Genomic DNA, 12,726 nt, shown 5'->3' with positions numbered 1-12,726 from the left:
GAAACTAATCCGCCATCGCCACCAGGGCGTCGCGGTCGTAACCGAGGCGGATGGTGGCGCCGACCGGGATGTCGTCGGCGCCGAAATCATTGGTCTCGGTCACCGACAGCGGTTTTTCCAGCCCTGGGATGTCGACGATGAGATGGGTGATCTCGCCGAAATAGTGCCGCTCCACCACGCTGCCCGACACTTCGTATTTGGCGGTTGCCTGGTCCCAAAGCACGCGCAGCCGTTCCGGCCGGATGCCGAGCGTCGCGGCAGCGCCGTTGCGCACGAAAGCCTTCGGCTTTTCGGTGGTGACGCGGCCGAAGCCCAACGTGTCGACGGTGATCGAGGAGCCGTTCTCCTCAACGATCTCGGCCTTGACGAAATTCATGCCGCCGAGGAAGTCGGCGACCTGGCGGTTCACCGGCCGCTGGTAGATTTCCTTCGGCGAGGCGACCTGGGCGATGCGGCCGCCGAACATGACGGCGATGCGGTCCGACATGGCAAGCGCCTCGTACTGGTCATGGGTGACCAGGATGAAGGTGATGCCGACCGCCTGCTGCAGCCGGCGCAGCTCCACCTGCATCTGTTCGCGCAGCTTCTTGTCGAGAGCCGACAGCGGCTCGTCGAGCAGCAGGACCTTGGGCCGCATCACCAGCGCGCGGGCGAGCGCCACGCGCTGACGCTGCCCGCCGGAGAGTTCATGCGCGCCGCGTTTGCCGAGGCCGATCAGCGAGACCATCGCCAGCGCCTCGTCGACCCGCCGCTTCTCCTCGCCCTGGTCGAGCTTCAGCCGCTTCAGCCCGTAGCCGACATTCTGCTCGACATTGAGATGCGGGAAGATGGCGTAGCTCTGGAACACCATGTTGGTGGGGCGCCGGTTGGCCGGCACGCCGACCATCTCCTGGCCATCGACGACGATGGTGCCTGAGGTCGGGTTGTCGAAACCGGCGATCATCCTCAGCAAGGTGGTCTTGCCGCAACCGGAGGGGCCGAGCAGGGAAAAGAACTCGCCCTCGCGAATGGTCACGGTGGCGTCGTCCAGCGCCTTGAAGGCCCCGTAGTTGCGGGTGACGCCCCTGATCTCGATCATCGGCCGCTCGGAGGCACTGCGTTCGGATTGCGGCCGGTCAAGCATGCAGGAGACCCTCGGACTGGGTGCGCCGGGCGGCGCGGCGGCGCAGGATTTCGGCGATGGAGAGAAGCACGAAGGAGCCGACCAGAAGCAGTGTGCCGAGCGCCAATACGCCGGGCAGCTTGGCGGCGAAGCGCAGCTGGCCCCAGATGTAGATCGGCAGCGTCGCATCGGTTCCGGTGAGGAAGAAGGCGATGATGAACTCGTCGAGCGAAATGGTGAAGGAAACCAGCAGGCTGGAGATGATGGCCGGCGTCACCATCGGCAATGTCACGCGCCGGAAGGTGCCGAAGGCGCTCTCGCCGAGATCGGCCGAGGCTTCCTCCAGGCTGCGGTCGAAGCCTTCGAAACCGGATGTCAGCACCGTCATCGAATAGGGAATGCAGACCAGCACATGGCCGAGCACGACGGTGAACAGCGACAGGCTGAGGCCGAGCTGCAGCATCACCAAAAGCATGGAGATGGCGACGATTACTTCCGGCAGCACCAGCGGCGCCATGATCAGGCCATGGATCGGCCGGCGGCCGGGGAAACGATAGCGGGTAATGGCGCGCGCGGCGAGGATGCCGAGAACGGTGGACAGCACCGCGGCGGAGACGCCAACGATCAGGCTGTTCCACGCCGCATCGATGAGGGCCGGCGTCTTCGGCAGATCGCGGTACCATTGCAACGTATAGCCGGAGAGCGGGAATTTCGGCGAGGCCGAGGTGTTGATGGAGAAGATCGGCAGGAACAGCACCGGCAGATAGAGGAAGCCGACATAGAGGGCGGCATAGGCCGTAAGCCAGGAGCTGCCGCTGGGCAGGAAGCGCTTGAGGGTACTCATCGCGCCAGCCTCGCCGCCGTGCGGATCAGGAAGACGGCGGCGCCCGCCATCAGGCTGACCACGACCATGGTGGTGACGGAAAGCGCGGCGCCCAGCGGCCAGTTCGCCGCCTTGCCGAACTGCGCCTGGATGGCGTTGGCGATCATGACGCCGTCCTTGCCGCCGACCAGCTTCGGCGTGACGTAGTCGCCTACCGTCGGGATCATGACGATGAGCAGCGCCGAGATGACGCCGGGCGCCGACAGCGGCAGCGTCACGCGCAGGAAGGAGCGCAGCGGGCCGTCGCCGAGATCCTTGGCCGCCTCGATCAGCGTGCGGTCGACTTTTTCGAGCGACACGAAGATGGGCAGGATGGCGAAGGCCGCCCAGGCATGGGTCAGCGTGATGACGACGGCGCTGGTGTTGTAGAGCAGGGCGGTGGATGGCTCGCTGATCAGGCCGAGCCCCATCAGGCCGGAATTGAGGACGCCGTTGTAGCCGAGGATGACCTTCCACGACATCACCCGCAGCAGGTAGCTGGTCCAGAACGGGATGGTTGTGCAGGAGTCTGCTATGATCGACTAACCTGCTGTAGTTGCGCTAGAAATTGGTGATGCGTAAGTTGGGTGAGGTCGGCAACTGAGATCGGCAAATCGTGCACCTGGGTGATCATCACACCTGATCCTGACCCCTCATGCCGAGGCGCGTTGATGCACGGCAGGTCACGCGGTTCTTCTCGTCCCAGGCATCGAGTTCGTCAACGGGATACAGCACGGCTTTGCCGATCTTGATGAAAGTCGGCCCGATTCTCATAGCCCGCCAGTTGCGTAGAGTGCCTATCGAGATGCTGCCACGGTAGCGCTCCGCGACTTCTTCGGCAGTGAGATATCTCCTAGGGTCCATGCTTAGCTCCACATCTCGCATTCGCGGCGCCCGCCGACGCACTTTTAGCCAAGGATCACACAAGGCGGTGCGAACACGTTCCGGCAGGTTTCCGCACGCTGGCGCATGCGGTTGCCCGCTACGAATGGGACTTTCACCTTCGGACGGGAAGGGCGGACAAGCGGTGGTAGTGGCCGCGGACACCCACGGATAAGAATCGGACGGGCCGCGCTCGTTCGGTCGGGTGGTCGACGATCGTCGCCCACGGTCCGCTTTTCAAGCAACTCCAGCACAGCGTGCAACGCGGCGCAGAAATGAGCCGAATGACCGCGCGGATCCAGTGATGAGATTGCCGATCAAGCGTGGTCAGGCCGTAAGGCCGATCTGATCTTTGCGTTTGAAGCATCTTCCCTTGTGGCTAGTCTGGGCGCTTCCTATATGACCGTCGCGGGCCGGGCCCCTCTGGCGACCATGATGGTCGTGATGTCGGACCGCATCGAGTGCGCTCGATGCCCGGGTCCGATCCTACGCTCCCGATCGAGCCGCACTCCATGACAGGGAGGCGGCATTTGGAATTCCTACTGCTCGATTGGCTCGGCAACCCCGCTTGGATGTGGCTGGGCTTTGTGTCGATCGTCGGTGTGCTGCTCGCGCTGGACCTCGGTGTCCTGCATCGCAAGCAGAAAGAGATTGGCGTGCGCGAAAGCCTCGTGCTCTCGGCAGGCTACATCGTGCTTGGAGTCTCCTTCGCCGGCCTCGTTTGGTTGCAGCTGGGCGAAACCGCGGGCATCCAGTATCTCACCGGCTTCGTCGTCGAAAAGAGCCTGGCGCTCGACAACGTCTTTGTGATCGCGTTGATCTTCGGCTACTTCGCGGTACCACGTCAGTATCAGCATCGCGTGCTGTTCTGGGGCATTCTCGGCGTCATCGTTCTACGCGCGATCATGATCGGCATCGGCGCCACGCTGGTCGCCGAGTTTGCGTGGGTTCTCTACGTCTTTGCGGCCTTCCTTATCCTGACCGGGATCAAGATGCTGGCGCTGGGTGACAAGGAGACCGATCTCTCAAAGAACCCGGTCCTCAAGCTGATCCGCCGCCGCTTCCGCGTGACCGAGGAGTTGCACGGTGAGCGCTTCCTGGTGAAGCTGCCGGACCCGAGGACGGGGCGGCCGGTGCGCTATATGACGCCGCTCTTCCTCGCGCTGATCCTGATCGAGATCGCGGACGTGATTTTCGCGGTGGACTCAGTGCCCGCGATCTTCGCGATCACCACCGATCCCTACATTGTGTACACGTCGAATATCTTCGCGATCCTGGGGCTTCGCGCGCTCTATTTTGCACTTGCTGCCGTTCTGCACCGCTTCGCTTACCTCAAGCAGGCGCTTGCCGTGCTGCTGATCTTCATCGGCTCGAAGATCTTCGTCGCCGATTTCCTCGGGCTCGACAAATTTCCCGCCATCTGGTCGCTCGGCGCCACTTTCGCGATCCTCGCCGCCGGCATCGTCTATTCGCTGTGGCGGACCCGCAATCCCGCCCCTGCCGTGAAAGGCAAGTTCTGATGCCGTGCCGCGGCGTCTGGCTCGACCGCGGCCAGCTCGCAGAGCTGCTGGGGGTCGCACGGAAGGATGATGCCGCTGATCCGGCCCGCAAACGGGAGCGGACGTCGGAAGCGGCCACGCCAACCGAGAGCCCGCTCGTCTCGAAGGTCGGCGCGTTTGGGACGATGGTCACGACAACTATCGGCGCAACGAGCGGCGATCGCGCATCTTCGACTGATCGGCCGGTTGGCGGCGCTTCATGCAACATCGAGGAAAAGGAGATTACATGCCGTATCGACACGCGCTTGGAGGTTTTGCGAAACGCTCCTGGGAAGACTTCGGCGACGAGGTTCATCGGGCGCAGAACGAACATCTGATGGAAGGCATCGTCGCGGGGTGTGCGCTGATCGCCTTCGCCGATGGCTGGGTAACGACGGAGGAGCATGACCGGATGCTCGGGTTGATCCGTGGATTTGAGCCGATCGCTGCGTTCGGGCTAGACGATGTCACCGCGACGTTCGAAACTCTGACCGAGCGGTTCGCCAAGGACCAGAAGGGTGGCGAGGCGGCCGCGTTCGAGGCGGTCGCACGCGTCAAGGGCGCGCAGCGGTATCCGGCACTGCTCGTCGAGGCCTGCTGCGCGATCGCCGCTGCCGATGGCGGGTTCGACTCCGAAGAACGGGCGACCGCTAGGCTCAGGACTCATTGATCAGAGCCAGAAGATCACGGTGGCGGCGAGGGCGATAGCGGAGAAGAAGACCGTAGGGCACCGATCGTAGCGGGTGGCGACGCGGCGCCAGTCCTTGAGGCGGCCGAACATGATCTCGATGCGGTTGCGGCGTTTGTACCGACGCTTGTCGTATTTGATGGGGTCGAGACGGGATTTCCGCCCAGGAATGCAGGGCTTGATCCCCTTCTGCTGAAGGGCATCCCTGAACCAGTCGGCGTCGTAGCCGCGGTCACCCAGCAGCCATTGCGCCTTGGGAAGGTCGTCGAGAAGCGCCGCAGCGCCGGTGTAATCGCTGATTTGGCCTGCGGTCATGAAGAAACTGAGCGGGCGGCCGTTGGCGTCGGTGACAGCATGAAGCTTGGTGTTCATCCCGCCTTTGGTGCGGCCGATCAGCCGCCCGAGATCCCCTTTTTAACCCGCAGGCTCGATGCCGTGCGGTGCGCCTTCAAGTAGGTCGCGTCGATCATAACCGTCTTCGGATCGGCACCCTCGGCGGCCAGCCCTTCCATCATGCGGAGGAAGACGCCCATCTCGCCCCAACGCTTCCATCGGTTGTAGAGCGTCTTGTGCGGACCGTACTCCTTGGGCGCATCACACCAGCGCGAACCGTTGCGATTGACGAAGATAATCCCGCTCAGCACCCGCCGATCATCGACCCGGGGCCTGCCGTGGCTCTTGGGAAAATATGGCCGGAGCCGAGCCATCTGCTCGTCCGTCAGCCAGTACAGGTCGCTCATCTTCAGTCTCCTCGCGGAGCCTGAATCAGATCATGCCTCTCAAATCAATGGGTCCAGAGCCTAGCCGGATCTGCGAAGTTCTCGGGCTCGAACCGGCGGACTTTGGGTTGGCCGACGCGCCTTGAAACGAGGTGGTCGCAAACTGACTTCGATCGGGATCCACACCGACGTTTGGAAGTGAGCGGCCTGGGTTGACCGTCAGTGTTTGCCCTGAATCCGGATCCCGGCAAGGTGTTGCTGTTGCGACGAAGGAATCGCTTCCGTCGCAGTGCGAGGAACGCCGGGCGCGCGTTGGTTTGGCGGTGCGGACGTGCTTGCGTCGCGCCGTTTAAGCTCGGTGGCGGGTTGTTATATAAAACAGAACAAAACCGTGAGTTATTTGAAGTAACTAAAAGCTCTCACTACCGCTACCGTACAGGGAGGACGGTTTCGAAACGGCAGAGCGGAGCGGCTGGTCCCATGCAAATCGCAGGACAGAAGATCGGGTTGCACGTCGCGGAGGCGCTTCGTGGATGACCGTGACGAATCCGCGCCGACGCAGTCTCGGGCTGTCCAATCGGACCCGGGCAAGTCGGGGCTGCCGAGCCGGCATACGACAGTAGGCCCCGAGCGCGCACCCCATCGCTCGTTCCTGTACGCGATGGGCTTGTCGGCCCGCGAGATCGCGCAACCTTTCGTCGGCGTCGTCACGACCTGGAATGAAGCGGCGCCCTGCAACATCTCGCTGTCTCGGCAGGCGCAGGTGGTGAAGAAGGGGGTGGCGGCCGCCGGCGGCACGCCGCGCGAGTTCACCACCATTACGGTCACCGACGGCATTGCGATGGGGCACGCCGGCATGAAGGCCTCGCTCGTCAGCCGCGAGGTGATCGCCGACTCGGTTGAACTCTCCGTGCGCGGTCATTGCTACGACGCGCTGGTGGGGCTGGCCGGGTGCGACAAGACTCTGCCGGGGCTGATGATGGCGATGCTGCGCCTCAACGTGCCCTCGGTATTCCTCTACGGCGGCTCGATCCTGCCGGGACGGTTCCGCGGCAAAGACGTCACGGTGCTCGACGTGTTCGAGGCGGTCGGCGCCAACGCCGCCGGAACGATGAGCGATGCGGACCTCGCCGAACTCGAAACGGTGGCATGCCCATCGGCGGGGTCATGCGGCGGCCAATATACCGCCAACAGCATGGCCTATGTGTCGGAGGCGATCGGTCTCGCTCTGCCGGGTTCGGCCAGCACACCGGCGCCTTACGAGTCCCGGGACCGGTTTGCCGACGCGTCGGGTCGCGCGGTGATGGCGCTGCTCAAACGGGGCTTGCGCCCGCGTGACATCGTCACGCGCCAGGCGCTCGAGAATGCGGCCGCGGTCGTCGCCGCGACAGGCGGATCGACCAACGCCGCGCTCCATCTGCCGGCGATGGCCCATGAGGCAGGCATCGCCTTCGACATCTTCGATGTCGCCGCGGTGTTTCGGCGCACGCCGTTGATCGCCGATCTGAAGCCCGGTGGACGCTATCTCGCCAAGGACGTGCACGAGATCGGCGGCGTGCCGGTGGTCCTGAAGGCGCTGCTCGACGGTGGCTTCCTGCACGGCGAATGCCTGACGGTCACGGGCCGCACCCTGGCCGAGAATCTGGAATCCGTGCTTTTGCCCGACCACCAGGACGTCGTCCATCCGACGACGCGGCCGCTGTCACCGACCGGCGGCCTCGTCGGCCTTTCCGGAAATCTCGCGCCTGAAGGGGCAATCGTGAAGGTGGCGGGCCTGCGCAGGCTCGCCTTCAGCGGTCCGGCGCGCGTGTTCGACCGGGAGGAGGATGCCTTCGCAGCGGTGATGCAGCGGCGCTACCATGCGGGCGAGGTGCTCGTCATCCGCTACGAGGGGCCGCGTGGCGGACCCGGCATGCGCGAGATGCTGTCCACCACCTCGGCGATCTATGGCCAGGGCATGGGGGAGGACGTGGCCTTGATTACCGACGGCCGCTTCTCGGGCGCGACGCGCGGCCTGTGCGTCGGTCATGTCGGACCGGAAGCCGCGGTCGGCGGCCCGATCGCATTGATCGAGGACGGCGATGTGATTGAGATCGATGCGGAGCGAGGGACGCTCTCGCTCCGCATCGATCCCGCCGAGTTGGCGGCGCGCCGCGAGCGGTGGCAGCCGCGCCGGCATGCCTTCCAGTCCGGAGCGCTGTGGCGCTACGCGCAGACCGTCGGTTCCGCCGGCAAGGGCGCGGTGACCCATCCAGGCGCTGCCGCCGAAGAGCACGTCTATGCTGATATCTGACCCAGGCGCCGCAGCCGAGAGAGTGGAGTCATCCAGCGCGCACCGCTTAGTCCTTCGCCAGCCCGATGATTGGCATGTGCATCTCCGTGACGGCGGGATGCTCGCCGCCGTCGTCAACGAGACCGCCCGTCAGTTCGCCAGGGCGATCGTCATGCCCAACCTCGATCCGCCGGTGACCACCGTGGCCGCGGCGGAAGCCTATCGTGCGCGGATCCAGGGGGCGCTCGCGCCTGGCCTTGCCTTCACACCGCTGATGACGGCCTATCTGACCGACGACATCGCCCCGGCGGAAATCGAGCGCGGCTTCAGGTCCGGCGTGTTCACCGCAGCCAAGCTCTATCCTGCGCATGCGACCACCAACGCCGCGCAGGGCGTGACGGACGTGGCTCACATCTTCGGCGTCCTTGACGTCATGCAGCGCCTGGGGATGCCGTTGCTGCTGCACGGGGAAGTCACGGACCACGACGTCGATGTTTTCGACCGCGAAGCCGTCTTCATCGACCGTGTGCTTGCGAATGTCGTCGCAGGATTTCCCGCTCTCAAGATTGTCTTCGAGCATATCACCACCGCCGAAGCCGTGGCCTTCGTCGAGGCCGCCGGGCCGAACGTCGGCGCCACGATCACGCCACACCATCTGATGATCAATCGCAACGCGATGTTCGCCGGCGGCATCAGACCGCATCTCTACTGCCTGCCGGTCGCAAAACGCGAGCGGCATCGTCTGGCGTTGCGACGCGCGGCGACCTCGGGAAATCCGAAGTTCTTCCTCGGCACCGATTCAGCGCCACACGCGGTCCGTGACAAGGAGTCCGCCTGCGGCTGCGCCGGCATCTTCAACGCGCCGGTCGCCCTGCAGAGTTACGCCACGGTGTTTGACGAGGAAGGTGCGCTGGACCGGTTCGAAGCCTTCGCGTCTGAGCATGGAGCGCGCTTCTACGACCTCCCGCTCAACGCCGGCTCGATCGTCCTTGAACGGACACCATGGCGGGCGCCATCGGTCTTCGCCGCTGCTGGCGACCAAGTCGTTCCGTTCCAGGCCGGTGCGTCCATGGCCTGGACGTATCGAGGACCGATCGATGCGCCGTCATGAGCGAACCGCGATCTATGAACCACGTCCTTACGCAGGTCGCAGCGCCGTGCTCGCCACCATGCATCGCAAGGAAGAAGCGATCGCGCCGGCCCTTAGCGCGACCCTTGGTCTTGTCGTCGTACCCGCGGCGGGTCTCGATACCGATCAGCTCGGGACGTTCTCGGGCGAAATCGCGCGGCAGGGGACGATGCTCGAGGTCGCGGTGCGCAAGGCGAGGCTGGGCATGCAGGGCGCCGGATTACCGCTCGGCCTCGCCAGCGAGGGCTCGTTCGGGCCCCATCCAGCGATCCCGTTCTTCGCGGCCGGCATGGAGCTCCTGGTGTTCGTCGATGACGAGAGGGGGATCGTCGTCAGTGAAAGCCTGATCGCCGACGCGACCAACTTCGGCCATCTCGTCGTTTCTCCAGGCGATGCGCTGGAGGCATTCCTCGAACGGGTGGGATTCCCGAGCCACGCCCTGATCGTGCGGGCGAATGAGGGTTCGGTGACAGCGGCTCTCGTTAAAGGCCTCACCGACCGGAAAGGCCTTGCGCTCGCGATCGCGGCCGCCGCTGCCGCATCCTCGGATGGCCGGGCGCGTCTCGAGACCGACATGCGCGCGCACCTCAATCCGACGCGGATGAAAAGCCTCGCCGCGCTCGCGGATCGCCTCGCTCGACGGCTCGCGACACCGTGCCCTGCGTGCGGCGCGCCCGGCTTCGGACGTACGGGATCGCGGATCGGGCTGAAATGCGAGGACTGCGGCGCGCCCACCGAAATGGTCCTCGCCGAGGAATATGGTTGCTCGGTGTGTGGGTGTCGTGAGGAACGGCCTCGGTCTGATGGGTTGCTCCGTGCGCCGGCGCAATATTGCCCGGAGTGCAATCCATGAGGAAGCGGGGCGCTCGCCCGGATTCGAGATCGTCGTCGCGGGGTGCTGCTGCTCGGAGGCGTGCGCGGCGCGAAGGGCGGACCCCGCCGGCTTCGGTGGGGCCCGCCGAATCGCCAATCGCACCGCCGCTCCCGGTGGACCGCCCCTCGTGATCCACGGTGTGCGAGCTCACGACGCCGCGCTGGAGCGGCTGCGCGCGCTGCATCCGCAGCTGATCGACTTCTCGCTCGTTCGCATGAAGCGTCTCTGCGCGAAACTGGGGCGCCCTGAGCGTCGGCTGCCGCCCGTAATCCATGTGGCGGGGACCAACGGCAAAGGGTCGACGATCGCCTTCCTGCGCGGCATCGCCGAGGCCGCCGGCTTACGCACGCATGTCTATACCTCACCGCACCTCGTACGTTTTGCGGAGCGCATCCGGCTGGCGGGCGAACTGATTTCCGAGGACGATCTGGCCGAGGTGGTGGCGCGGATTGAAACGGCGAACGAGGGTGAGCCGATCACATTCTTCGAGATCACGACGGCGGCGGCGTTGCTGGCGTTCGCGGAGACGCCCGCCGATCTCTGCCTTGTCGAGGTGGGTCTGGGCGGGCGTTATGACGCAACGAACGTCATAGAGCGTCCGGCGATCACGGCCATCGCGCCCGTCGCCCTTGACCACTGTGAGTTTCTTGGCGAAACGATCGCCGAGATCGCGGGGGAGAAGGCCGGCATCATAAAACCCGGCGTTCCCTGCGTTTCCACTCGCCAGGTCGAAAGCGCCTTGGTCGTGATCAGGAAAGCGGCCGAGCGCGCACGAGCGCCGCTGATGCTCGCTGGCCGCGACTTTAATGCATGGACGGAACAGGACCGCGTCCGCTACCAGGACTCTGCCGGCAATATGGACTTGCCCCACGGTCGTTTGATGGGCGCGCATCAGGTCGCCAACGCGGGGCTCGCGGTAGCCGTGGCCCGCAAGTTCGGCTTGTCGGATGCAGCCGTGAACGAGGGACTGAGACGCGCCTCGTGGCCTGCCCGGATGCAGCGCTTGACGGCGGGTCCGCTGGCCGCACGAGCGTCAGCGCGAGGCGCCGATCTCTGGCTCGACGGCGCCCACAATCCGCACGCGTTCGAATCGCTGGCGCGATCGTTGCGCGACCTCAGAGCGAGGGACGGGCGGCCATTGGCAGTCATCCTCGGCGTCCTCGCCAACAAGGACCTTGAAGGCATCTTCGCGGCGTTGTGTCCGATCCGTCCCCTAAAGCTGTTGCTCGTGGACTTTGATGCAAGCGGGGCGGCCGATCCCGCGGTCCTTTTGGACGTGGCTCGGCGTACAGGGCTTGGCGCGGAGGTTCGGCCGGATGTCTCATCGGCTCTCGATGCGGCGCTTTCTGGCGATGGGCCGCCGCCGCATGTGGTCATTTGCGGTTCGCTGTATCTCGCTGGCGAGGTCTTGGCGCTGGACTTAGAAACCTGGCCAAAATGAAAGGCTGACGTTGCCGCAGGGTGCATTCGAGCGGAAGCCACGGCATCCTTTCCGTTCGCCGCCCGGATGGGCAACTCCAAGCCAATAATTCGAAACGCGACGCTTCTCGGTGCCCGCGTAGAAGGTCTCGCTGAGGTTCGGGACCGGAAGAGGCCTTTGCGAGGGGGTCGGCGGGAGAGCTCGCGGTTGGCTGCGCAAGGCCGAAGGTCCAGCTCCGACCAGCGGGCTAGGGATTCACAACCGGGTTCAGTGGGACGGACACCGTCGATCTTACCCGACATCAATGGCAGCCGAGCCTGAGGTCTCCATAAACGGGGGGTAAGTCGTCGCGTAACGACCCCAATCCCCCTGCGCTCCCCTGCGCGAGAAGGAGAAACCCGGATGGCCAGTGTTTCAAATCCCATGACTCGTGATCTGTCAGCGGGAGTATCGGATCAACCCCAAGCGCCACCCTACCTCCCGGCAGCTGTGCTCCTGCTCGCCCAATTCATCTTGATGTGGGCCGCCTTCTTCATATTGATGCCGTCAATCAACTGGCCCGCGTCGCTCGGGGAGCCGCCATCGATCATCCTGCCGTTGATCCTTCAACAGGCCGGTCCGGTCTTTGCGGGCTATCTGAGCTACCTCCTGCACGCACTGATTCTGATTCCCTTGGCGATCTTACTCGGCCGCACATTGGCGATGGGGCGGGCGCTCGGAAACTTTGCGGTTGCGCTCGGAATTCTGGCCGGGGTCGCGAAAGCGTTTGGTATCGTCCGCTGGCTGTTCCTGATGCCGGGTCTCGCCGTTGCCTATGTCGATCCGGGCGCGAGCGGCGCCACCAAAGCCGCGATTGAGGTTGTTTACGTTTCCTTCAACGCCTTCGCTGGCGGGGTTGGTGAACTTTTAGGTGTCGGCCTTTTCGCCGGCGTCTGGACCATCCTGGTTTCGATCGCCCTGCTGAGGCTAGGCGGCGGCGCCCGCATCATCGGCTGTGCCGGTTTTATTGCGGCGGCAGGTCTGCTCTCCACGCTACCCTCGGTGATCGGGGTGGAATCATCGATCCTGCTGACGCTTTCGGGGATCTTCTGGCAGCTCTGGACGGCGGCGCTTGCGATTTGGCACCTGCGCGCACGCTCAGTGGAAAACATTGGGATCTCATCCGACGCGAGAGCGGCCGTCCGATCAAGCCGAGCCTGATCACGGCACAGGTGAACCCCCATCGCGCGGACCGGGAGCT

11 protein-coding genes and 1 pseudogene are annotated in these 12,726 nt (G+C 64.6%); 7 read left to right on the top strand and 5 right to left on the bottom strand.

Features of this window, described 5'->3' with window-relative positions:
- Positions 1 to 4 precede the first annotated feature (4 nt).
- The 4 genes and pseudogenes from AB4136_RS00130 to AB4136_RS00115 form a co-directional block, all read right to left on the bottom strand.
- Positions 5 to 1,078 (bottom strand): ABC transporter ATP-binding protein, encoded by a 1,074-nt coding sequence (locus AB4136_RS00130; protein WP_137900888.1) that lies wholly within the window; start codon positions 1,076 to 1,078, stop codon positions 5 to 7.
- Positions 1,079 to 1,115: 37 nt separating this feature from the next.
- Positions 1,116 to 1,946 carry an ABC transporter permease gene (locus tag AB4136_RS00125; RefSeq protein ID WP_137900889.1) on the bottom strand — a complete coding sequence of 277 codons (831 nt, stop codon included), beginning with the start codon at positions 1,944 to 1,946 and terminating at the stop codon, positions 1,116 to 1,118.
- Positions 1,943 to 2,482: pseudogene (locus AB4136_RS00120) on the bottom strand (ABC transporter permease); the annotation flags it as partial. The gene AB4136_RS00125 and the pseudogene AB4136_RS00120, both read right to left, overlap by 4 nt.
- A 115-nt stretch (positions 2,483 to 2,597) precedes the next feature.
- Entirely contained in the window at positions 2,598 to 2,828 is a 231-nt protein-coding gene (locus AB4136_RS00115) for a helix-turn-helix transcriptional regulator (protein ID WP_137900589.1), read from the bottom strand.
- A 530-nt stretch (positions 2,829 to 3,358) separates the two neighbouring features.
- Between AB4136_RS00115 and AB4136_RS00110 the strand changes: the two genes are divergently transcribed.
- Positions 3,359 to 4,366, top strand: a complete 1,008-nt coding sequence (locus AB4136_RS00110) for a TerC family protein (protein WP_137900590.1) — start codon at positions 3,359 to 3,361, stop codon at positions 4,364 to 4,366.
- A 238-nt stretch (positions 4,367 to 4,604) separates the two neighbouring features.
- The gene (locus AB4136_RS00105) at positions 4,605 to 5,054 is read left to right on the top strand and encodes a tellurite resistance TerB family protein (protein WP_116970706.1); all 450 of its coding nucleotides are present in this window, start codon (positions 4,605 to 4,607) and stop codon (positions 5,052 to 5,054) included.
- Here AB4136_RS00105 and AB4136_RS00100 read toward each other — a convergent pair.
- A protein-coding gene (locus AB4136_RS00100) for an IS5 family transposase (RefSeq protein WP_116970707.1) occupies positions 5,055 to 5,812 on the bottom strand; the annotation gives its coding sequence in 2 pieces (ribosomal slippage) (positions 5,055 to 5,479 and positions 5,479 to 5,812; 759 coding nt in all). It lies immediately after the preceding gene.
- Positions 5,813 to 6,320: 508 nt separating this feature from the next.
- On the opposite strand from AB4136_RS00100, the gene ilvD reads away from it, so the two are divergent.
- The 5 genes from ilvD (at position 6,321) to AB4136_RS00075 (ending at position 12,686) form a co-directional block, all read left to right on the top strand.
- A complete protein-coding gene (ilvD, locus tag AB4136_RS00095) occupies positions 6,321 to 8,084 on the top strand; it encodes a dihydroxy-acid dehydratase (protein WP_116970708.1) in 1,764 nt (587 codons plus the stop codon).
- Complete coding sequence (gene pyrC / locus AB4136_RS00090) at positions 8,071 to 9,174, top strand: dihydroorotase (protein WP_116970713.1); 1,104 nt, start codon at positions 8,071 to 8,073, stop codon at positions 9,172 to 9,174. The genes ilvD and pyrC overlap by 14 nt, the downstream gene beginning before the upstream one ends.
- Positions 9,161 to 10,045, top strand: coding sequence for a DUF6671 family protein (locus tag AB4136_RS00085; RefSeq protein ID WP_116970709.1), 885 nt, complete (start codon positions 9,161 to 9,163; stop codon positions 10,043 to 10,045). The genes pyrC and AB4136_RS00085 overlap by 14 nt, the downstream gene beginning before the upstream one ends.
- Positions 10,046 to 10,205: 160 nt before the next feature.
- Positions 10,206 to 11,507 (top strand): bifunctional folylpolyglutamate synthase/dihydrofolate synthase, encoded by a 1,302-nt coding sequence (locus AB4136_RS00080; protein ID WP_201280216.1) that lies wholly within the window; start codon positions 10,206 to 10,208, stop codon positions 11,505 to 11,507.
- A gap of 381 nt (positions 11,508 to 11,888) precedes the next feature.
- Positions 11,889 to 12,686, top strand: coding sequence for a DUF4386 family protein (locus tag AB4136_RS00075; protein ID WP_116970711.1), 798 nt, complete (start codon positions 11,889 to 11,891; stop codon positions 12,684 to 12,686).
- Positions 12,687 to 12,726: the final 40 nt, after the last annotated feature.

This window comes from Mesorhizobium sp. 2RAF21 (assembly GCF_052115345.1).
Classification (GTDB): Bacteria; Pseudomonadota; Alphaproteobacteria; order Rhizobiales; family Rhizobiaceae; genus Mesorhizobium; species Mesorhizobium terrae.
Note: the sequence above shows the minus strand (reverse complement) of the source record. Positions and strands in the feature narration are given on the sequence as shown.